Here is a 21,572-nt window from a genome sequence, read left to right on the forward strand (position 1 = left end):
CATGAAACGACTCTTGCTGCTTGCGATCGCGCTTCTAGCCGGCATGGTGCCGGCGAGCGCCCAGACCTTGACGAAAGTGAAGGCCGGCATGGTCACCGGCATCGACCAGATCGGCCTGCCGATCGCGCTCGAGCGCGGCTTCTTCGAGAAGTACGGGCTCGACGTCACGATCGCACGCCCCTACGCGACCGGCGTCGACGCGCTCAACGCGCTGCAGGCCGGCGAGAGCGAGATCGTACAGGTCGGCGTGCCCATGATCGGCGCCGTGCTGCGCGGCATGGACCTCGTCGCGCTCGGCAATTACAGCGGCAACGCCACCAAGGCCGGCTCCGACGCGACGATGGCGATCATCGCGCGCGAAGGTTCGGGCATCGTCAAGGGCGACCTGTCGACGCTGAAGGGCAAGAAGATCGCGGCGTCCTTCGGCACGATCAACCATCTCTACATCCTGGCGACGCTGGAGAAGGCCGGGCTGAAGCCCGACGACGTGACGCTGGTCAACACGCCGCCGCCGGACATGACCGTCGCCCTGCTGGCCAAGGGCATTGATGCGTTCTCGGGCTGGGACCCCTGGCCGATCGTCGCCGGCAAGGATGTGCCGGGCGCGGTCGAGATCATCCGCGGCGGCGACGTGATCTCCTATATCGGCTTCAATGTCGCGCTTCGCCCCTGGGTGCAGGCCAATGGCGAGACCATCGAGAAATTCCTCGCGGCCGTCTCCGAGGCCGACCAATGGATGCGCAAGAACCCGAAGCTGGCGGCGCAAGTCGCCACACGCTGGATTCCGGGGCTCAAGCAGGACGTCGCCGAGACCGCGATGCAGTTCAACATCCAGCAGGCGGATCGCCGGCTGTCGGCGAACAACTACCGCGCGCTGTGGAGCGCCGAGGACCGGCTCTCCCGGCTCGGCATCCTCAAATCGACCTTCGACGTCAATGCGCATATCGAGCCGAAGCACATTCTCAAGGTCATGAAGGATCGTCCCGAGCTGTTCGCCGACCTGCCGCCGATCCCGGAGACGGCGGCGATCACGCCGGGCTACGTGTTCAAGCCCTAGGGTCCAGACTCAATTGAGCCAATATGCGACGAGAGCGGCGAGATGCACAGCGGCCAAAAAATTACGGGCGAGCTTGTCATATCGCGTGGCGATGCGCCGGAAGTCCTTGAGCCTGCAAAAGCAGCGTTCGATGACATTTCGTCCTTTGTAGGCGCGTTTGTTGAAGCGATGGATGACGACACGGTTAGATTTATTGGGGATTACGGGCTTGGCGCCACGACGAATGATTTCGCCGCGAAGCTTGTCGCCATCATACCCTTTGTCGGCGAGGAGCACGCTCATGGGTGGCGCGAGCGCCAGGACATCGGGAGCCGCAGCGATATCGGCATCCTGGCCTGGAGTCAGATGCAGGACGACCGGCCGGCAGAGCGGATCGCTCAGCGCATGGATTTTTGTCGTGCGGCCTCCGCGCGAGCGGCCGATTGCTTGATTGTGCTCCCCCCTTTTCCGCCGGAGGCACACCGGTGAGCTTTAATCGAGGTCGAGTCGAGCGACAGTACGACGCCGTCTTCGCCAGGCTTGGCCAGCGCTTCGAAGATTGCGCACCATCGTCCTCGCTTGGCCCAGCGATTGAAGCGATTGTAGATCGTCGTGTAAGGGCCGTATTCACGTGGACAATCACGCCATCGTGCACCCGATTGCAGCATGTGAATGATGCCGCTGACGATGCGTCGGTCGTCGTCCCGATCCGGCCCCGTCAGTCCCCTCGGCAGATGCGGTTCACATTGCCTGTCGTTCAGCCAAAACAAACCAGCGCGCATTCTCTCGCCCCCGAATCAACACGTAGGCAAGAGAATCACGTGGCGCTATTTAGGTACAGACCCTAAGCCTGCTGCACACGTCGAGGCCGGCGCGCGATGCGCGCCGGCCTGACTGATCGCAATGCCGGGACTGTCTCCAGGCCAATTTCATTTATGCGATCGGCGATCGCCGGGCGTCTGGTTCACACCGTGGTAATGCCGTCGATCGGGCTGATATCCCCGACGAAACGCAAGAGATCGGCCATCGTGAATTCGCCCTGCACTTGCGATGGAAGCGTCGGTTTCCAGCTTTTGCCCTTGACCCAAAGATACGACTGGTGGTCGCCATGGACGAGGCCGACGAAGACCTCGGCAAGCAGGGTCGCGCCGACCGGCCCGAGCTTCTCACCGCCGCCCCGCTGCTCCGCCTCCTTGAGGATGTAGTACCAGAGCGGGGTATGCTGGTGCAGGCCATGCTTTTTCGCCACGGCGCCGTCGCTCCCCTTCGAGATTTCTTCCGGCGTCAGCGGATTCTTGATCTTCATGGCCTTGGCGACGTCCTGCCCTGATGGCAATCCCAGCAACACGCCGCGCTTGAGGTTGCGGAACGGCAGGCTGCCGCCGTCACCGGGCAGGGTGTGGAGTTGCGGCACGATGAACGGGTCGATCTTGCGCGACAGATTGAGCGTCACGCCCGCAGGATTGTTCGGCAGCACTTGAAAGAAGCGCCGCCAGTCGATGATCCAGTTGCTCGAAAGCACCGGAAGCGGGAGCGGCGGCTGAATCGGATTGGGTGCGAGGTCTCCGATGATTCCTCCCGAAAGCCCGGTGAACCTGAACAGCAAATCGAGAGTTGCAGGAATACCGCCCGGGCCGGGCGTGAAGATCCTGTTGTGGCTATAGACCTGGCGAACCATGCTGTGACCGAGACGATAGACCGCCCCTGAAAACTCGACAGGCATGTAGGGAATCTTCTTGAAGCGATAGAAGCGCCGACCCTGCTCAAGGATCTTTGCGACGATGCCCTTCTCGGTGATCCGCTCCACGAAATCGTGCAGGACCATCCATTGGTAGTGCCAGGTCACGATGCGGCGCGCTTCCTCGAAGATCTCGCCCGCCGGCTTGCCCGACGCTGCGAGCTGATCGCAGACCTTGTTGTGAAACTTCAGCATCGCGAGATGGGTTTGCGCGACGAGCAGGTTCTCGTCGTTGCGGTGATCGCCGATTAGCGCAAACCCCTCGGGATTGCGCGGCAGGTCGTTGCGATGATCGCCGGTGATGGCGTCGACGTTGACGGTCTTGCCGATCAGCAGCTTGGGGCCCGGTGTCTTGCCGTTGTCGCTCGCCGAATTGCGCGCGTACAGATGGCGGCTTCCATCGGGACCAAGACCATAGATGCTGTCGAGATCGAGTGCGGGCGTGCGAAAATTGGTGACCGCCATCGGATCGGCTTCCTTCTCGCCGAAGGAGGTCAGATCGAGCGTGATATCATGGTCGATGAATTGCCCGAGATAGGTGAAGCCGGCCGGGACGTTGAGATTGTTTCCCGCGGCATCGCCGGGAGCGGGATCCTTCATCGCGTCGGCGAGCTCATGCAGCGGACCGTCGTCGACAGCCAGCGGCTCCAGTGCCGGAAACATCCGGCCAAACATGCCCGGATCGTCGTGTCCGGAAAGCGTATCAAGAAATTGTCGCGTCGGTTGACGTCCGGCCTTGCCATGACCGGGATGAACATTCACGTCGGTTCCCATCGCTTGCTCCTGCTCAGAATGCTTAAGGGAGAGGGGCGCCGAAGATGTCGCTTGGTCTAAAATTCTCGTTTTAGTATATGTTCTGAAGAATTGCCCCTCAGGGTGCAGTACAACGAAATATTACTACAGATTGCATTCTGTCGGTGAGTCCTACCGGCGAGGCTTTTTGCCCCACCAACGACACAGGCTTTTGATTGCCTGGAGCTCGAGCAGGAAAGACTAAGGCGCGATCGACGAGCCCCGCTCAATCTTCTTCACGCGTCAGCGTTTGGCTGCGAACCGCGACCAGATCTCGGCGTCCGTGTAGAAGTCCACGCCCCCATCGAGATCTCTCACCAGCCACTCGCCGAGATAGACGATCTGGGTGCCGCTGCGCCGCTCGTGCCGAAGCTCGAATTTTCCATCGACATCCTTCTGCAGCGAGCAATTCGACTGAACCCAGCTCGGCCACTCCTGCAACGGCTGCCCCAAGAATTGCCAGGCAACCAAAGCAGCGTTGTCCGACAAGGGCTCTATGCGCAGTGTCTTGGTCACGTGATCTCCACCATGCGAGTTGTCCCCGATGCAACGCCTCGGGACTGGAAAGGTTTGGCATCGTCGTTCCGCGACAGCATGCCTGACGGATTTCAAAGGTTCCTCTACTTTTTTGTCCGTGAGAACCCGGTCTCCGCGCCCTAACCGATCGTCTGCAGCGCCGGAAACGTCTCGAGCAGCCAGATGCTCACATTCGAGACCGCGCCGGTGAGAAAGCCGATACCGGTGATCACCATCAAGACGCCCATGGCGCGCTCGACATTGACGAGGTGGCCCTTCATGCGCGCGAACAGCGCGGAGAACTGTTCGATCATCAGCGCGGCGATCAGGAAGGGAATGCCGAGGCCCGCGGAATAGACCGCAAGCAGGCCGGCGCCCCTCGTCACCGTGGCTTCGGCCGCGGCGATCGAGAGGATCGCGGCGAGGATCGGGCCGATACAGGGCGTCCAGCCGAAGGCGAAAGCGAGGCCCATGATATAGGCGCCCCAGAGGCCGACCGGTTTGGGGATCGGCAGCCGTCCCTCGCGCATCAGCAGGCCGATGCGCGTCAGGCCGAGGAAATGCAGGCCCATGATGATGATGACGATGCCGGCGAGAATCGACAGCTCCGCCGACCAGGCGCGGATCAGCCCGCCGACCAGCGAAGCGCTGGCCCCGAGCGCCACGAACACCGTGGAAAAGCCGAGCACGAACAGAAGCGCCGACATCATGATCGCGCGCTTGGAGGCCGCGACCGGCTCATCGCTTTCGACATGCTCGATCGTGGCGCCCGTCAGGTAGACCAGATAGGGCGGAACCAGAGGCAGGACGCAAGGCGAGAGGAAACTGACGAGGCCGGCAATCAGCGCCGCCGGGATCGAAACATTTTGCATGATGCAGTCGAAGCCATCTCAGGCACCGGTACGGCGCGCAAGGAATGCGCCCGACCGGAGCCGAACCGGCTCTGGTGTAGCCGATGGCTGAGAATGCGCAACAGAGGCGCACGAAAACCAAGGCTCCTCCCGATGCCATCCGTGATCACAGATGCGGCACCGGGACGCGCACAAATCTCGCCAAAAAGCGAGATTCGGCGGCGCGGCTACTTCACCACGCGGAGCAGCGGACGCCGGGGCTGGTCCTGCGTCTGCTTGGAAGGGGTCGGCGGCTCGCTCGCAGCGCTCCGCAGCATTTCGTCGCACAGCGCCTTGAGATCGGCACTGTCAATTCCTTTCAGCTTCATCCGCACGTCGAGGATGACAATGGACAGCATCTCGGCCGACTCACGGTTGTTGCACTCGTTGAGAGCCCTGCGGCACTCCTCGAGCGTTCCCAGCACCGACTGCAACTGTTCGTCTGAATGCGACACTTGCGTTCTTTCCGTTAATTCGGCCTGCGAGACGTATTTGTGGCGCCCCCTTTGGCCCGCATGGACGGCCAAAGATAGCACGAGGCTACTGCGCCTCCGAACCTGATTTCAGCGTGTTTCTGCCGTGAGACCGTGGTTCCGGCCGCAGTCACCCCGCAGCAGCATTGGCGATCGCCGAACTGGTCCGGGAGCAAACGTCTTGCGCGATGCGATCGATCCATCGCGTGAGACGGCATCTGCCTTCGCGCATGAATTTCCATCACGGACAGCGCCGGCCATCCCGCAGCCACTTCACGGCTCGCAACGGAACTCACGCCACATTCCCCTTAGCCGGGCGATAGCCTGCCCAATCCCACCCCAAGACAGCACCCCAATACCGCCTACAAGTTGATAAGGATGACGTTCAAAACTCGTCATTCCCCAACCCGTCGTGATTGTGGTTTGCGTCAGATTCTGCCAGTTTAGCTACCTAAAGGGAATTGTATGCACTCCTTGGCGGAAAGGGGCGTTCCGCTGGAAGAACGCCCAAAGACAAATATCAGCGGCCTCTCCGATTGGGATGCGGCCCGCATTTTCCTGGAAGTCGTCCGATGCGGAAGTTTCCGCTCGGCAGCCGAACGCCTGTCGCTGTCGATCAACGCTGTCCGCCGCCGGATCGATGATTTCGAGCGTCAGACCGGCACCACCCTGTTCACCCGCGACGTTCACGGCACCCACCTGACCGACGAAGGTGCGATGGTGGTCTCCGCCGTCGAGCGCATGGAGGCCGCGGCTTTCGACGTGCTGCGGACCAGCGATTCGACCGCCAACGTCCTGTCCGGCGAGGTCCGCGTCGCCGTCACCGAAGGCCTCGGAACGTTCTGGCTCGCCCCGCGGCTGGTCGAATTCCAGCAGGCCTATCCGAAGATCCTGGTCGACCTGCATTGCGCGATGCGCTCGGCCGACGTCTCCCGCCACGAGGCCGACGTCGCCATCCATCTGTCGCGTCCCTCTGCGCTCGACGTCAAGCTGGTGCGGCTCGGCCGCATGCATCTGATGTTCTGGGCCTCCGAGAAATACATCGCAAAGCATGGCGCGCCGCGCTCGGCGGCGGAATTGATCAAGCACCGCCTGGTGCTGCAATTCGCCGACCAGCTTGCCGCCAAGGAGACATTCGAGAGCTTCTTCCCCGGCGTTTCGGAACGCGACCTCCTGGTCATGAAGACCAATGTCTCGAGCGCCAATTACTGGGCGGTCGCGAATGGCGCCGGCATAGGCGTATTCCCGAGCTATGCCATTGCGCTTGGCGGGAAGTTGATTCCACTGGAGGTCGAGCTGAACCGGCCGCTGGATATCTGGCTGTCCTACCATCCTGGTAGCGGCCGTATTCCGCGCGTGCGGCACATGATTGACTGGCTGATCGACGCTTTCAATCCGGCTCGCTTCCCGTGGTTTAAGGAAGAGTTCGTGCACCCGCATGAATTCAAGGACTCGTATATGGGCGAACCCCTGACCCAGCTCTTCGGGGGATTTTCAACCGAAGAACAAAGGTGAGAACAGAGATGAAAGCAGCGGCAAAAAGAATGAAGCAGCGCAGTGCCGGCAAGCCGGACATTGAGCTTGGCAAGCGGATCCGTCTGCGGCGCGTCGAGATGAAGATCTCGCAGGCCGAGCTCGGCGAGAAGCTGGGTGTCAGCTTCCAGCAGGTCCAGAAATACGAAAAGGGCGTCAATCGCGTCGGCGCGGCTCGGCTTCAGCAGATCGCCACCGCCCTCGATGTGCCCGTGACCTTCTTCTACGACGGCGACAACAAGGCCCGCGAAGTCGAGAGCCTGCTCTTCCTCGACTCCGCCTTCAGCCTCCGCCTGCTGCGCGCCTACAGCAAGATCAAGGACCAGACGGTGCAGCGTCAGCTCGTCTCGCTGATGGAATCGATCGCGGCGAACGAGAGCTGAGCTCGATCGGCGATCTGGCCTTTACGGCCGATGTTCAATCCGCCGCGTCACGGGGGCGCGGCCGGATCGAACGAGATCCGACGAGATATCTCTGCGCCCGCGCGCTTGCGCGGTCTGTCTCGGGGCGGTCTGACGCCCTTTCTTCTTGGCGGTTTACCGCCATTCGTCGAACTTCGCGCGCCATGCAATCACAGCACAGGCGGATGCAAGCTCTCCTCCCCTGCGCCGGTTGACCGCGGCGGCGGCGACGCCGCACATTGCGCTCGGCCACCGACAAGCGAGCGCGCGATGCCCGACATTTCCAGCACGACCGGAACTCCTTACGCCGACGGCAAGATCCTCCAGCACTCGGCCGGTGGCGTCGGCGTGATCACCTTCAACAATCCCGACAAGCGCAACGCGATGTCGCTGGAGATGTGGGAGGGATTTGGCGATGCGCTGACGGCCTTGCGCAACGACGACACCGTGCGCGTCGTGATCCTGCGCGGCGCCGGGGGCAAGGCGTTCGTCTCGGGCGCCGACATCAGCCAGTTCGAGAAAGTCAGGCACAATGCAGCGGCGTCGGAGGAGTACGCCAGGCGCAGCGCCGCCCAGCGCGCGCTGCTCGCCGACTATCCCAAGCCGACCATCGCCTGCATCGACGGGTATTGCCTTGGCGGCGGCATGCAGGTCGCGATGCTCGCCGACATCCGCCTCGCCTCGCACGGCAGCCAGTTTGGCATTCCCGCAGCCAAGCTCGGCATCGCCTACGGCTATGACGGCTTGCGGCATCTGGTGTCGCTGGTCGGCCCGGCCTGGGCGCGGCTTCTGATGTACACGGGCATGCGGATCGATTCCGCCGAGGCGCTGCGCATCGGTCTCGTCGAGCGCCTGCTCCCGGTCGACGAGCTCTGGGGCGAGACCATGACGATCGCCGAGACGATCGCGCAGAACGCCCCGCTCGCGATCAAGGCCGCCAAGATCACCATCGCGCAGGTGCTGAAGGACGAAAGCGCGCGCGACATGGCGGCGATCAAGGCGATCGGCAACGCCTGCATGGACTCGGAGGATTTCCGCGAGGGCCGGCAGGCCTTCATGGAGAAGCGCAAACCGAAGTTCCGGGGTCGCTGAAGCTGAACCCGCGTTCAGGTAGATTAAATTCTTCGTGCAACTCAACACAGCCGCAACCACTTGATGTCGCGAAAGTTCTCCCGCCACCAACGAGGGAGACTACGATGACACTGAAATCTGCTGTTCTTGGTCTGGCTGCCATGGGCGGAGTGGCCTTCGCGTCGGGACCGACCCTCGCAGCAATGCCGAACGGCATCCCGCAGGCGGACAAGATTGCAAGCGGACCGGCCGCTGACGTTGATCAGGTGCGGTGGGTGTGTAACCCTTGGGGCCGCTGCTGGTGGCGCCCGAACTATTACGGCGCTTACGGTTACTATGGCGGCCCGCGGCGCTTCTATGGCCCACGCCCGTGGGGCTGGGGCCACCGCCACTGGCACCGCTGGTGATTACGATGGGGCCCCGCGGCCCCTTCGCTTTTCGGAGCGCGACGCTACCGAGGGCCGTCGTCGAACACCTCGACCAAGCGGAAGCGCTCGCACATCAGCATCATGTCTTCGCTGAACCGTCCGAGCCGGCCGAAATAGGTCCGGTGGGCGCTGCGCCAATAAGCCAGGCTCCGATCGCCTTCGCCCTCCTCGTAAGCGAAGGCTGCATCGACATCGTTGAATCGTCGATAGGCGATCTCGGTGGTTTCGATGACGCAGCGCGGCTCGCCCCGTCCGTTGAGCACGACCCAGCGCTCACCGGGCGTCGAAACATTGGGTTCGTCTTCCGTGCTGCACGTTGCTGTCTTGACTCCCCTGACGACGAGCTCGAGCAATTCGTCCGCGAGCTCGGGACCGTCGCCGAAGGCAAACGTCCGCAAGTGCCGATACCGTTCCGGGACTGGCTTGCTCATGATCAAGCTCTATAGCGCCGCGAGCACGGCCTTCGTAATCTCCGCCGTGCCGTTGCTGCCGCCGAACTCCATCGGCTTGATGCCGCCGGCATAGACCTGGTCCACCGCGCGCTCGATGGTCTCGCCCGCCTCGGCCGCGCTCTCCACGCCGTGCTTGTCGGCGAGCCAGTCCAGCATCATCGCGGCCGACAGGATCATGCCGGTCGGATTGGCCTTGCCCTGCCCCATGATGTCGGGCGCGGTGCCGTGGCACGGCTGGAACACCGCATACTTGTCGCCGATGTCGGCCGAGGGCGCCATGCCGAGGCCGCCGATCAGGCTGGCGGTGATGTCGGAGACGATGTCGCCGAACATGTTCTCCATCACCATCACGTCGAAATCCCAGGGACGCTTCACCAGCATCGCCGAGCAGGCATCGACATAGAGCCGGTCGGTCTTCACCTCGGGATGCTTCCTGGCGATCTCGTCGAAGATGCCGCGGAAGAAGGCAAACGCCTTGAACACGTTCGCCTTGTCGACGCAGGTGAGCATTCCCGGCTTGCCCCGCGCCTTGCGCCGTTCGGCCAGGCGGAACGAGAACTCGAACAGGCGCTCGGACGTCTTGCGGGTGATCACCATGGTCTCGCGCGCGTCCTCATGGGTGACGACGCCCTTGCCCATCGAGGCGAACAGGCCCTCGGTGGACTCGCGGATCACAACGAGATCGATGCCGCGCTGGTCGGCGCCGACGATCGGGCTCGGCACGCCCGGAATGAGGCGCGCCGGGCGCACGCCGGCATAGAGATCGAAGATGAAGCGCAGCTCGATCTGCGGCGCGATCTCGGTATTGTCAGGGTAGCGCACCGACGGCAGCCCGCAGGCCCCGAGCAGAATCGCATCCGCCTCCTCGCACAGCTTGATCGTGGTGTCCGGCATCGACTTGCCGGTGGCGAGATAATTGTTGGCCCCGGCCGGCGCCTCGGTGAACCGGAAGCGCAGGCCGGATTTTTCGCCGACCTTGCGCAGCACCTCGAGCGCCGGCGCCATGACTTCGGGACCGATGCCGTCACCGGCGAGCACGGCAATGTGGAAGGCGTTGTTTGCGGACATGGGGATTCCTGCTCTCTCAACCGTCGTGCCCGGGCTTGACCCGGGCATCCACGTCTCAATGCTGTCTCTGTGGCCAGACGTGGATGGCCGGGTCGAGCCCGGCCATGACGACAAACCAACAATGAATTACGGCGTCAGCACCGTGCGTCCGACCACCGCGCCCTGCTGCAACTGCACCAGCGCGTCATTGGCCTTGGCGAGCGGCTGCCGCGTCACCGGGATCGGCGGCACCTTCTTGGTTCGCACGAGCTCGAGCAGTTCCTGCGTCTCGCGCAGATTGCCGACGTAGCTGCCCTGAATCGTCACCGCCTTGATCGGTATCAGCGGCAGCGCCCAGGTCGCGCCACCACCGAACAGGCCGACGATGACGAGCTTGCCGCCCTTAGTCAGGCAGTCGAAGCCGAGCTGCGTCGTCGCGGCATTGCCAACCAGATCGATCACGGCGCGGATCGGACCGCCCGCCTTCTTGGCGAGTTGCTCGAGCGCATCCGGCGCCTTGGGATCGACGGTCGCCAGCGCGCCCGCCTTCTCGGCCGCCTCGCGCTTCTTCGCGTCGATATCGACCATGATCGCACCCTTGCCGCCCATGGCCTTGAGCAGCGACAGCGCCATCAGGCCGAGGCCGCCGGCGCCGAACATCACGATCGGCGTGTCGAACTGCTGCTCGACCTTCTTCAGCGCGCTATAGGTGGTGACGCCCGAGCAGGCATAAGGCGCTGTCGTCGCGGGATCGAGCCCCCGGAGGTTGAGCAGGTAGCGCGGATGCGGCACCAGCATGTGGTCGGCATAGCCGCCGTCGCAATAGACGCCGAGCGAGCGCGGCGTCAGGCACATATTCTCGTCGCCGGCCAGGCACGTGGGGCACTTGCCGCAGCCGATCCAGGGATAGACCAGCCCGACATCGCCGATTTTCAGCTCGCCCTGATCGGTCGGCTTCACGTCGGGACCGAAGGCGAGGACTTCGCCGACCGTCTCGTGGCCCATCGTGAGCGGCAGGTTGATGCCGCGGTCCTTCAGTGACAACGGCTTGCGGCCATGGCCGAGATCGTAACCGCCTTCCCAGATGTGGAGATCGCTGTGGCAGACGCCGGCCGCCTTCACCTTGATCAGCACCTGCGTGCCCGATGGCTGCGGCGTCGCCTCGTCGACCTCCTGCAGCGGCGCCTTGAAATCGGCAACCTTGAAACTCTTCATTGGCGTCCTCCCGGAATGCTTCTCGTTCGCGGCACAGCATGCCATGGCCGGCGCGACGAGACAAACCCGGGAGCGGTCTTAGTTCAGGCCAGCGGATGATGGCAAGCGGCGAACTGGCCGGGTGCGATCTCTCGCAACTCCGGTATCTCCGCGCTGCATCGCTGATCGGCGCGCGGGCAGCGGGTGCGGAAGCGGCAGCCGGACGGTGGTGCAATCGGCGATGGCGGCTCGCCGGTCGCCACGCTCTCGGCGGGACGAACGTCCGGATCAGGCACCGGGATCGCCTGCAACAACAGCCCGGTATAGGGATGTGCGGGTCTTGCGAACAATTGCTCCGACGGCCCGACCTCGCAGAGCCGGCCGAGATACATGACCGCGACGCGGTCGCTGACCGCTTTGACCACCGCGAGGTCATGTGCGATGAACAGCAGCGTCAGACCGAAGCGCGCCTTCATCTCCTCCAGCAGGTTGAGGATCTGCGCGCGGATGGAAACGTCCAGCGCCGACACCGGCTCGTCGCAGACGATGAACTCAGGGTTGAGCACCAGCGCTCGCGCGATGCAGATGCGCTGGCACTGGCCGCCGGAGAACTCGTGCGGCAGACGGCCCGCCACGAGATCGGGATCGAGCCCGACCGCGGAGAGCACCTCGTGAACCCGCCGCTTGCGCTCGGCAGCATCCCTGACGCCGGCGATGATCAGCGGCTCGGCCACGATATCGCCGATGCGACGGCGCGGATTGAGCGAGGCGATCGGGTCTTGGAAGATGAGCTGCACGCGGCGGCGCATCCTGCGCAGCGCCTCGCCCTCCATGGCCGTGAGGTCCTCACCGTCGAACAGCACGCGACCAGATTTGGCGCGGCGCAACTGCAGCACCGCGCGTCCCAGCGTCGACTTGCCGCAACCGGATTCGCCGACCAAGCCCAGCGTCTCGCCGCGTGCGACCTCGAGGCTGACACCGGAGACGGCGTGCACCGTCTTGCTGCCGAGACCATATTCGACGACGAGATTGTCGACATTCAGAAGCGGCTCGGGGCGCACCGCAAGCTGCATCATGCGCCGATCCTTTCCGTCATTCGGATCGGATGGAAGCAGGCATAGAGGTGCCCGGGCATCTCGGCACTCTTCAGCTCGGGCTTGACCTCACGGCAGCGCTCCCCGACATAGCGGCAGCGCGGCGCAAAGGAGCAGCCACGAAGCGGCCGGGTCGGATCGGGCGGTCGGCCGGAGATGGCAGGCAGCGGCGTATGCGGCGCGATCTCCAGCTTCGGGATCGCGGCCAGCAGCGCCTCGGTGTAGGGCATGTGCATGCGCTTGAACAAGGCCTGTGTCGGCGCGCGCTCCACCACCCTGCCCGCATACATCACCGCGACCTCGTCGGCACGGCCGGCGACGACGCCGAGATCGTGGGTGATGATGATCATGGCCATATGCCGGCGGCGCTGCTCGCGCGCGAGCAGATCGAGGATCTGCGCCTGGATGGTGACGTCGAGGGCGGTGGTGGGCTCGTCCGCGATCAGCAGTTTCGGCTCGCAGGACAATGCGATCGCGATCGCGATGCGCTGGCGCATGCCACCGGAACATTGGTGCGGATATTGCGCAAGCCGCTGCTCCGGCGCGGGAATGCCGACAGCCGCGAGCAGCTCGATGCTGCGCTTGCGCGCCGCCGGGGCGTCCAGCTCGAGATGCTCCTGGATCGTCTCCATCAACTGCGTGCCGATGGTCAACACCGGATTGAGCGAGGTCATGGGGTCCTGGAAGACGACCGCGAGATCGCGCCCGCGCAGGCGACGCAGTCTTTCAGGCGCGAGCCGCACCAGGTCCTGGCCATCGAACATCACGCGCCCCGTCAGCTTCGCCTTCCTCGGCAGCAGCTGAAGCACCGCGCGCGACAGCATGGTCTTGCCGCAGCCGGACTCGCCGACGATACCGAGCGTGCGGCCGGCCTCCAGCGACAGATCGACATGATCCACCGCGCGCAAATTGCCGCGCGAGGTCGGCAGCTCGACCGCGACGTCCTCGATCGTCAGCAGCGGCGCGCTCACAGCGCCCCCTGCCGCGGGTCGGTCAGCGCCCGCAAGGTGTCGCCGACCAGGTTGAAGGCCAGCACGGTCACGAAAAGTCCGGCCGCCGGCAGGAACGCCAGCCGCGGCGCGACGTCGAGGCTCTCGCGGCCCTCGCCGATCATGCTGCCCCAGCTCGCCATCGGCGGCGGAACGCCGAGACCGAGGAAGGACAGCGCGCCCTCGACCACGATGGTGACGGCGACGCCGAGCAGGAAGAAGGCGAGCAGCGGCAGGATCACGTTGGGCAGCAACTCGCGCAGCAGGATACGCGCGTGGCTGGCGCCGAGCGCTTCGGCGGCGATCACGAACTCGCGCCGCGCCAGGGTCAGCGTCGCCGCGCGCGCCACGCGCATGAAGGCGGGAATGCCGAGCACGCCAAGGATCAAGGTGAGATTGGGAATGGACTGGCCGAGATAGGCCGTCACGGCAAGCGCGAAGATCAGCGGCGGAAAGGCGAGCAGCACGTCCATGCTGCCGACCACCAGCGTCTCGAACCTGCCGCGGAAATAGCCGGCGAGCAGCCCGAGCGCGCCGCCGACGACGAGGCCGATCATCGGCGCGATCAGCCCGACGGTCAGCGACACGCGCGCACCAAAGATCAGCCGGGCGAGCTCGTCGCGGCCGAGCCCGTCGGTGCCGAGCCAGTGCTCCCCAGAGAACGCGGCGCGGCGCTCCAGCATGTCCATGTCGGTCGGGTTCTGCAGCGGCAGCACCGGCGCGAGGATTGCGAGCGCAAGAATGATCGCGACCCAGCCGCTCGCGAGCCAGAACAGGAAGCCGAGCCTGCGCCTGCCGCGAACGGGCGCGGACGCTGCCTCGTCCTGAATTGACAGCTCAAGCGTGGCCATGGCGGATCCTCGGGTCGAGCACGGCGTAGAGCATGTCGACGATGAAATTGACGATGACGAAGCCGCAGGCGACCAGCAGCACCACACCCTGGAGAATGACGAGGTCGCGGGTGTAGATCGCGCCGACCAGCAGCCGGCCGATGCCGGGCAGCGCGAAGATCGATTCCACGATCAGCGTGCCGCCGAGCAGGCGGCCGATATTGATGCCTGTCACCGTCACCAGGGTCAGCGACGAAGGCTTTGAGCGCATGCACGAACAGGATGCGGGATGGCTTGAGGCCTTTTGCTTTCGCGAGCGCGATATAGTCCTCCTGCAAGGTCGCGATCATGTCGGAGCGCAGCACCCGCATGATGCCCGGCCATTCCGCGAGCGCCAGCGTCAGGGCCGGCAGCACGAAGAAGCGCAGATTCGCAAGCGGCTCCTCGGTGAACGGCACATAGCCGGTCGCCGGCAGCCAGTGCAGCTCGACCGCGAACAGATAGATCAGCAGGATCGCGGTGAGAAAAGAAGGCATCGACAGCATGGCGAAGGCGCTGCCGGTCATGAAGCGGTCGAAGGCGCCGCCGGCACGCGCGGCGCAGGCGATCGCAACGGGAACGCCGATCAGGAGCCCGATGAATTCGGCCATCAGCATCAATTGAAGCGAGACCGGGACGCGCTCGGCGACTGCCTGCAACACAGTCTGCCCGGTGCGAAACGAACGGCCGAGATCGCCCTGCAACACGTGGCCGAGCCAGCTCAGGTAACGCCACCACAGCGGCTGATCCAGCCCCATGTCACGGCGCAGCGCCGCGACATTCTCCGGCGTCGCCTGATCGCCGAGGATGACGAAGGCGAGATCGCCCGGCAGCAGCGAGGCGATCAGGAAGGTGAGCAGCGAGACGGCCAGCAGAACCGGCAGGATGGCAAGGAGCCGCCGAACGACGAAGTTCAGCATCGCGTGGTCATTCCAGCCAGGTGTTCGAGACGTCGATCACGCCGTTGTAGATCTTCGGAAAGCCCTTCAGCTTGGCGCTCGACAGCGCGTAATAGGTGTTCTGGAAGGTCCAGAACCAGATCGCCTCCTTGTTGATCAGGCGGCTGATGGCGCAGTAGTCCTCGGTACGCTGGCCGAGATCGGCGGTGACGCGCGCGTGGTCCAGAAGCTTGTCGAGCTCGGGATTTGAGAAGCCGGAGAGTGCCAGCGGGCTGCCGCTGCGGAAATTCGCGTACATCTGCGGATCTGGATCGGCGAGATCGACGATGCGCCACGGCGTCAGCTGGAACTGCCGCGTGAAGGCACGCGACGGAATGGTGGCCTGGTCGACCTGCTCGATCTCCATGTTGGCGCCGACGCGCTTCCAGAATTGCTGGAGCACCTGGCCGACCACGCGGCCGCGGGGCGTCGCGGTCACCAGCATCTTGAACTCGACCGGCTTGCCGTAGTCCTTGATCAGCGCCTTGGCCTTCTCGACGTCGAACGGCAGCGCGCCGTCGTCCTTGCACTTGACCCAGGAGCCGTCGCCGTAAGGATTGCTCGCGGGCCGGCTCAGGCCGTTGCTGATCGCCTGCGACATCTTCGGACGATCGATCGCCATCACCAGCGCCTGGCGCACGCGGACGTCGTCGAACGGCGCGACCTTGGTATTGAAGGCGTAGACCTGCGCGCCCGAGCCCTTGTAGGTGTGCACGGTGAGCTTGGGGTCCTTCTGCGCCTTCATGATGTTGTCGGCGTCGTTCTCGTCGTCCCAGATGATGTCGGCCTCGCCCGATTGCAGCGAGGCGAAGCGCGACTGCGCGTCAGGCAGCGGCTTCAGGATGATGCGGTCGAGATAGGGACGGCTCTTGTCCCAGTAGTTGGGATTCTTCTCCAGCACCATGCGGTCGCCGGCAGTCCATGATTTCAGGATGTAGGGACCGGTGCCGACGGGATTACGATTGTAGTCGTCACCCTTGGTCTTCCAGGCGGTCGGAGAGTGCACCGCATTGTTCTGGCTCTGGATGGTGATCACCGCCGGCAGGTTCACGGAGGGGTCGGTGAGTTTGTAGACGACGGTATACTCGTCCGGCGCCAGCACCTCCTTGACGTTGGTGATGTAGAAGGCGCAGCGGCACTTGTTGGCGGGGTCCTTCTGCCGGTCGAAGTTCTCCTTGAAGGCTTGCGCATTGAACGGCGTGCCGTCGTGGAATTTCACGCCCTCGCGGAGCTTGAAGGTCCAGCTCATGTAATCGTCGGAATGGGTCCAGGACACCGCGAGCTTTGGCGCGGCCGCGCCCTTGTCGTCGAGCGTGGTCAGCGTGTCGAAGATCGCGGCGGCCGCGGTGAAGGTGGAGGTGTCGTAGACACCGACCTTGAGCGGATCGAAGCCCGGGATATCCAGCTCCTGGCCGACCGTGATGCTGCCTCCCGGCTTCTGAGCCTGGGCGGGCACAGCTAGTGCAAACGCCGCAACGAGGAGAATCGGCACGTGCTTACGCGTCGCGGCGGCAATGTTCGTCATGGTTCCTCCCGGGATCCCGCGTCCGATGTTTCGGATCGCTGAACGACTTGAGGGCGAGATTGGCGACAAATGCTCGCCACCGCAAGAGGAACGCACGGGAGTTCAAACGCCGCACGCGGCGGCGATGTTGCTCAATATGTCGCGGCTGTTTTGCCTGGCGGAATTTGCCCATCGCCTGCGAGGCCGATCTCGTCGCGCAGCGCATCCGTGTGCTCGCCAAGCGCGGCCATCGTCTTGCCCGGTGTGGTATCGGCGCCGGACATCCGGAACGGCAGATTGAGCACCCGGAACGAGCCACCCTCGTCCCGCACCTCGGAGAGCGCCTGCCGATGCGCGAGCTGCGGATCTGCCAGGGCCTCGGACACGGTGCGATAGGCCGAGGCCGGCACGCCGGCAGCGCCAAGCGCGAGCAGGCATGCATCGGTCGTGAGCTGACGCGACCAGACTTCGACGCCATCCATCAAGTCCGCCCAGTTCTCGCGGCGCGCGGCGTAGGTGGCGAAGCGTGGATCGGAGATCCATTCGGGGCGTCCGATCACGCCCATCAATCCCTGAAACGTCTTCTCGCTGGCGACCGTGATCATGACATAGCCGTTTGCCGTCTCGGTCGGGCCGAACATCGGGCGCGGCGGCGGCTTCACCGCGAATTGCGCGCTCTGCAGTTCGATCACGGTCAAGGTCAGCATCGATTCCAGCATGGAGACGTCGATGTTCTGGCCAAGCCCGGTGACCGTGCGCTGATAGAGCGCCGAGGCGATCGCGCCGAAGCCGTAGATGCCAGTGACGACGTCGGCATGGTAGATGCCGCAATAATCGGGACGGGTGCGGCCCGGCTGGTAGGCCAGATGCGCCATGTCGTAGCCGGAGGCCGCATGGATCACGGGCGCGTAGGCCGGCAGCTCGGCCGAGGGGCCGGTCTGGCCGTAGCCGGAGATCGAACAGTAGATCAGCCTCGGATTGACCTGAGACAGCCTGTCGTAGTCGAGCCGCAGCCGATGCATCACGCCCGGGCGGAAATTCTCCACCAGAATGTCGGCCGTCGCGGCCAGCCGGCGCACCGCCTCCCTGCCGTCCTCGGACTTGAGGTCGAGGACCACGCTCTTCTTGCCGACATTGAGCTGGCCGAACACGGTGCTGCACCCCTTGCGCAGCGGTGGCCGGGTCCGCATCGTCTCTCCGCCGTCGGTCTCGATCTTGATGACCTCGGCGCCCATGTCGGCGAGCATCCGCGTGCAATGGGGCCCGGCGATGGTGGTCGAGAAATCCAGGACCCGCAAACCTGCCATGACCTTTGTCAACGTCCCCTCATGCTTATCTGATAATTGCATGCCTGCTCACGCCTTGGGTCTCTTAGGAACCAACGAAGTGCTTTGTTGTTGATGCGGCGACCCTAGAGGGCGGCGGCCGAGTAGGAAAGTGGTTACCACACGGACGCGTCGCGCGGGCGGGCTTGGGAATTCCAGGACAACTGGACCCGTTCTTGCATAGCAGCAAGCGGGATCGGAAGAGGGCAGCTGTTCTTGAGGGTCTTGTTCGTCACCACTGAGATGGATGACTTCATCCGCGTTGGCGGACTGGGCGCCGTTTCTGCCGCTCTTCCCCGTGCGCTTCGCTCCTTCGCAGATATCCGGATCATGCTGCCCGGCTATCGCGACATCATCGAGCAACTCACGCATATCCAGATCGTTGGCCGCTGCCCTGCATTCGCGGAGATGCCGGCCTGCTCGCTCGGCCGGGCCGCGACCAAGGACGGCCTGCCGGTCTATGTGCTGTTGTGCTCACAGCTCTACGACCGGCCCGGCAATCCCTATGGCGACGAGGCCGGACGCGACTGGCCCGACAACGACATCCGCTTCGCGCGCTTTGCCTCCGCGGCGGCTGAGCTCGCCATGGGCAAGCTGGACAAGAATTGGGCAGCGGACCTGATCCATGCCAATGACTGGCCGGCCTCGCTCGTGCCGGCGTACCTTGCCTGGCGCGGCGCCAAGCTGCCGTCGATCCTGACCATTCACAACCTCGCCTATCAGGGCCTCTTCCCGAAGGACTCGCTGCGGCGGATCGGCGCACCGGAGAGCTCCTTCCACATCGACGGCGTCGAGTTCTACGACCAGGTCTCCTTCCTCAAGGCCGGGCTGGTCTACGCCTCGCACCTCACCACCGTCAGCGGCACCTATGCGCGCGAGATCACCACGGCCGAATTCGGCTGCGGCCTCGAAGGCCTGCTTCGCCTGCGCTCGGATGCGGCCGAGCTCACCGGCATCCTCAACGGCATCGACGAGAGCTGGGACCCGCGCTCCTGCGCCCAGCTCGCCCAGCAGTTCGGCGCCGGCGACTGGGCCGGCAAGAGGGCCAATGCGGATTACGTGCGCAAGCAGTTCGGGCTTGCGGTCTCGCGCGGCCCGATGTTCGGCATCGTCGCGCGGCTCGTGCACCAGAAGGGCATCGACCTCGTGCTGTCGGCGGCGGACGAGATCGTCGACGCCGGCGGGCAGATCGTGGTCACCGGCTCCGGCGAGCCGGCGCTTGAGCAGGCCCTGATCGACGCGCACCGCCGCCGCCCCGACGCCATCGGCGTCGTGATCGGCTTCAACGACGCCCAGGCTCGCCGCATCTTCGCCGGCAGCGACTTCACGCTGATGCCGTCGCGCTTCGAGCCATGCGGCCTCAGCCAGATGTATGCCCAGCGCTTCGGCTCGCTGCCGATCGGGCACCAGACCGGCGGCCTCGCCGAGACCATCACCGACGGCGAGACCGGATTCCTGTTCTCGAGGCCCTCGCGCGAATCTTTCCTCGGCGGCGTTCGCCGGGCGTTCTCGGCCTTCATGGCGCAGGACCAGCTCGATACCATGCGCCGCAGTGCCATGGGACGATCGTTCTCCTGGAGCATCTCGGCCGGCAGCTACAGCGCACTGTACCGGAAGCTGGCGTCGGTGTGAGGCGCCGCTGTCATTCCGGGGCGCGCCGCTTGGCGCGAGCCCGGAATCCATCGTGCGGCCGGAATGCTCTGAGAAATGGATTCCGGGCTCGCGCTCCGCGCGCCCCGGAATGACCGAGGAATGACGGCGGGCCGTGAACTGCGCGGATAACCGACTTCCAAGACCCTACTTCCCGCGTACGTCCATCTGCGGCCTTCCGATCCAGGCGCGATTGAGACACCGTGTCATCCAATCAGGCTGCGTCTCGCCCCGCAGCCGCGCCTGCGCCTCCTGGTAGGGACCGACATAGCGCAGCCTATCAGGCAATCTCGGATAGACGCGCCTGATCCATCGCAGCGCATTGTCGGCGGATCGGATATCCCGCGCGCCAAGCTCGAAACCAAAGCCGGCACGCAGGCGCTCGGGCAGCATCCTCGCCGTGAGCGCGCGATACCATCGCGGTGGCCGCAACCAGGGTCGCGCACCCGTGAAGATCTGCGTGGCGATCTCGCGTGCCGCCGTGCTGACCGTCAGCGTCTCCGACTGCGTCATCGCCGCGGTGTAGTCGGCGAAGCCGGCCCAGTCCGCGGGCAGGTCATTCCCTGTCAGCCCGAACAGGGCACCGAACATCCGGCTCTCGGCCCAGTAACGCTCGCGCTCTTCCGCAGACAGCGGCGGCAGAACGAGGTCATGCGCCATCAACGCGGTCTCGACCAGCGTGGCGTGGACCCAGCGCAGCGACGGAATGTCATTGGCGCAGTAGCGCGAGCCTGCCGCGAACGGGCCGACGCTCTCGGGCATCTCGCCGAGGATCATGTCGTGGCGCCGGTGCAGCTGCCGCGACGACAGTAGCGCCCGGTCGAGCGAGCCGAACACCATGGCGAACACGATGCCGAAGGTGCGATGGAAGCGGCCGATCGGATCGGCGAAGGTTCTGGAATGCTCGGCGATCGCCGCGGCGACCCAGGGGTGGGCCAGTTGCAGCAACAGCGCGCGGCCCGCGCCGAGAAAGATCACGGCCTCGCGGTCGATCCGCCAGGTGACCGTGTCAGGGCCGAACACGCCGGCAACCGGGCCCGCCGCGCGAGCACGGACCTGATCGAGGGACAGTTCCAGATCGCTCCCGGACACCAATTGCGAGAACTTTCGACTGCGGGCCAACACCGACGATCCGCAAGGCCCGTGGCAATTCGATGAAGAGGGACGCCGCTCCTACTCCGCCGCCATCGGCATCTCGTCCATATGCTCGTGCAGCACCACGCCGGCGAGCGGATCGAACTCGCCGATCCACGGCTTGCGCGCCAGCACCGCCTTCGTGTGAGCATAGCCAGCGTGCCACCGCCGCGTGATCCCGGACGGACTGAAATCGATGTCCTTGGTATGGGTCTCGCGCTCGAGCTGCGGCGCCAGCAGCCGCACCACATGCATGCGGGTCGGGCAACCGTAGCTCGTCAGCTCGCGCACGGCGGGGTCGTTGCGCTCGCTCTCGGGTAGCCGCGCCGCAAGCTGGTTGATCACATGGCGCAGGCGATGGGCCTGCTGCTGTCGCACGATCTGGCTCGCGATGCGGCTGGAATATTGCACGTCCTTGTGCCGGTTCAGCACCTCCGCCATCGTGGTCGGCTCGGGCCCGACGGGATTCACAGATGCACGGAGAAGATCAGCGAATGA

General features: G+C 64.6%; 20 protein-coding genes and 3 pseudogenes. 6 read left to right on the forward strand and 17 right to left on the reverse strand.

What is annotated here, in order from left to right:
• Position 1: 1 nt before the first annotated feature.
• Positions 2-1,057, forward strand: a complete 1,056-nt coding sequence (locus ABIF91_RS03360) for an ABC transporter substrate-binding protein (RefSeq protein WP_028177798.1) — start codon at positions 2-4, stop codon at positions 1,055-1,057.
• 9 nt (positions 1,058-1,066) lie between these two features.
• Here the strand turns inward: ABIF91_RS03360 and ABIF91_RS03365 are convergent.
• The 5 genes and pseudogenes from ABIF91_RS03365 to ABIF91_RS03385 form a co-directional block, all read right to left on the reverse strand.
• Positions 1,067-1,840 (reverse strand): annotated as a pseudogene (locus ABIF91_RS03365) (IS5 family transposase).
• A gap of 160 nt (positions 1,841-2,000) precedes the next feature.
• A complete protein-coding gene (locus ABIF91_RS03370; RefSeq protein ID WP_028179975.1) occupies positions 2,001-3,548 on the reverse strand; it encodes a peroxidase family protein in 1,548 nt (515 codons plus the stop codon).
• 261 nt (positions 3,549-3,809) lie between these two features.
• On the reverse strand, positions 3,810-4,082 hold the full coding sequence (locus ABIF91_RS03375) for a hypothetical protein (protein ID WP_028179976.1): 273 nt from the start codon (positions 4,080-4,082) through the stop codon (positions 3,810-3,812).
• Between the two features lie 140 nt (positions 4,083-4,222).
• Positions 4,223-4,954 (reverse strand): cytochrome c biogenesis CcdA family protein, encoded by a 732-nt coding sequence (locus tag ABIF91_RS03380; protein WP_035718117.1) that lies wholly within the window; start codon positions 4,952-4,954, stop codon positions 4,223-4,225.
• Positions 4,955-5,160: 206 nt separating this feature from the next.
• Positions 5,161-5,427, reverse strand: coding sequence for a hypothetical protein (locus tag ABIF91_RS03385; protein ID WP_028179978.1), 267 nt, complete (start codon positions 5,425-5,427; stop codon positions 5,161-5,163).
• A gap of 483 nt (positions 5,428-5,910) precedes the next feature.
• Between ABIF91_RS03385 and ABIF91_RS03390 the strand changes: the two genes are divergently transcribed.
• The 4 genes from ABIF91_RS03390 (at position 5,911) to ABIF91_RS03405 (ending at position 8,857) form a co-directional block, all read left to right on the forward strand.
• A complete protein-coding gene (locus ABIF91_RS03390) occupies positions 5,911-6,960 on the forward strand; it encodes a LysR family transcriptional regulator (RefSeq protein WP_028179979.1) in 1,050 nt (349 codons plus the stop codon).
• Between the two features lie 29 nt (positions 6,961-6,989).
• Entirely contained in the window at positions 6,990-7,361 is a 372-nt protein-coding gene (locus ABIF91_RS03395) for a helix-turn-helix domain-containing protein (RefSeq protein WP_028179980.1), read from the forward strand.
• A 288-nt stretch (positions 7,362-7,649) separates the two neighbouring features.
• The gene (locus tag ABIF91_RS03400) at positions 7,650-8,471 is read left to right on the forward strand and encodes an enoyl-CoA hydratase (protein ID WP_028179981.1); all 822 of its coding nucleotides are present in this window, start codon (positions 7,650-7,652) and stop codon (positions 8,469-8,471) included.
• Positions 8,472-8,575: 104 nt separating this feature from the next.
• On the forward strand, positions 8,576-8,857 hold the full coding sequence (locus ABIF91_RS03405) for a hypothetical protein (RefSeq protein ID WP_035718118.1): 282 nt from the start codon (positions 8,576-8,578) through the stop codon (positions 8,855-8,857).
• Positions 8,858-8,901: 44 nt separating this feature from the next.
• Here ABIF91_RS03405 and ABIF91_RS03410 read toward each other — a convergent pair whose 3' ends face one another.
• The 10 genes and pseudogenes from ABIF91_RS03410 to ABIF91_RS03455 all read right to left on the reverse strand — a co-directional run bounded on the left by ABIF91_RS03410 (position 8,902) and on the right by ABIF91_RS03455 (position 18,314).
• Positions 8,902-9,309, reverse strand: a complete 408-nt coding sequence (locus ABIF91_RS03410) for an ASCH domain-containing protein (RefSeq protein WP_028179982.1) — start codon at positions 9,307-9,309, stop codon at positions 8,902-8,904.
• A gap of 9 nt (positions 9,310-9,318) precedes the next feature.
• Complete coding sequence (locus tag ABIF91_RS03415) at positions 9,319-10,398, reverse strand: isocitrate/isopropylmalate dehydrogenase family protein (RefSeq protein ID WP_028179983.1); 1,080 nt, start codon at positions 10,396-10,398, stop codon at positions 9,319-9,321.
• A gap of 126 nt (positions 10,399-10,524) precedes the next feature.
• A complete protein-coding gene (locus tag ABIF91_RS03420; RefSeq protein WP_028179984.1) occupies positions 10,525-11,592 on the reverse strand; it encodes an alcohol dehydrogenase in 1,068 nt (355 codons plus the stop codon).
• An 83-nt stretch (positions 11,593-11,675) separates the two neighbouring features.
• A complete protein-coding gene (locus ABIF91_RS03425) occupies positions 11,676-12,632 on the reverse strand; it encodes an ABC transporter ATP-binding protein (RefSeq protein WP_424579077.1) in 957 nt (318 codons plus the stop codon).
• Positions 12,633-12,643: 11 nt separating this feature from the next.
• Positions 12,644-13,636: an ABC transporter ATP-binding protein gene (locus ABIF91_RS03430; RefSeq protein WP_028179986.1), complete on the reverse strand. Its 993-nt coding sequence runs from the start codon at positions 13,634-13,636 to the stop codon at positions 12,644-12,646.
• Positions 13,633-14,505: an ABC transporter permease gene (locus ABIF91_RS03435; RefSeq protein WP_028179987.1), complete on the reverse strand. Its 873-nt coding sequence runs from the start codon at positions 14,503-14,505 to the stop codon at positions 13,633-13,635. Before ABIF91_RS03435 ends, ABIF91_RS03430 begins: the two co-directional genes overlap by 4 nt.
• Complete coding sequence (locus tag ABIF91_RS03440) at positions 14,492-14,755, reverse strand: ABC transporter permease subunit (RefSeq protein WP_028179988.1); 264 nt, start codon at positions 14,753-14,755, stop codon at positions 14,492-14,494. The genes ABIF91_RS03435 and ABIF91_RS03440 overlap by 14 nt, the downstream gene beginning before the upstream one ends.
• Positions 14,756-14,801: 46 nt before the next feature.
• Positions 14,802-15,443 (reverse strand): annotated as a pseudogene (locus ABIF91_RS03445) (ABC transporter permease); the annotation flags it as partial.
• 7 nt (positions 15,444-15,450) lie between these two features.
• On the reverse strand, positions 15,451-16,986 hold the full coding sequence (locus tag ABIF91_RS03450) for an ABC transporter substrate-binding protein (RefSeq protein ID WP_028179989.1): 1,536 nt from the start codon (positions 16,984-16,986) through the stop codon (positions 15,451-15,453).
• Between the two features lie 131 nt (positions 16,987-17,117).
• On the reverse strand, positions 17,118-18,314 hold the full coding sequence (locus tag ABIF91_RS03455; RefSeq protein ID WP_028179990.1) for a CaiB/BaiF CoA transferase family protein: 1,197 nt from the start codon (positions 18,312-18,314) through the stop codon (positions 17,118-17,120).
• Between the two features lie 192 nt (positions 18,315-18,506).
• Between ABIF91_RS03455 and glgA the strand changes: the two genes are divergently transcribed.
• Entirely contained in the window at positions 18,507-19,922 is a 1,416-nt protein-coding gene (glgA, locus tag ABIF91_RS03460; RefSeq protein WP_035670405.1) for a glycogen synthase GlgA, read from the forward strand.
• Between the two features lie 165 nt (positions 19,923-20,087).
• Here glgA and ABIF91_RS03465 read toward each other — a convergent pair whose 3' ends face one another.
• Together ABIF91_RS03465 and ABIF91_RS03470 are read right to left on the reverse strand one after the other, a co-directional pair.
• The gene (locus tag ABIF91_RS03465; RefSeq protein WP_028179992.1) at positions 20,088-21,035 is read right to left on the reverse strand and encodes an oxygenase MpaB family protein; all 948 of its coding nucleotides are present in this window, start codon (positions 21,033-21,035) and stop codon (positions 20,088-20,090) included.
• Positions 21,036-21,113: 78 nt separating this feature from the next.
• A pseudogene (locus ABIF91_RS03470) lies at positions 21,114-21,568 on the reverse strand (DUF3734 domain-containing protein); the annotation flags it as partial.
• Between the last annotated feature and the right edge of the window lie 4 nt (positions 21,569-21,572).

The sequence above is a fragment of the Bradyrhizobium sp. USDA 241 genome (assembly GCF_049739505.1).
Taxonomy (GTDB): Bacteria; Pseudomonadota; Alphaproteobacteria; order Rhizobiales; family Xanthobacteraceae; genus Bradyrhizobium; species Bradyrhizobium liaoningense.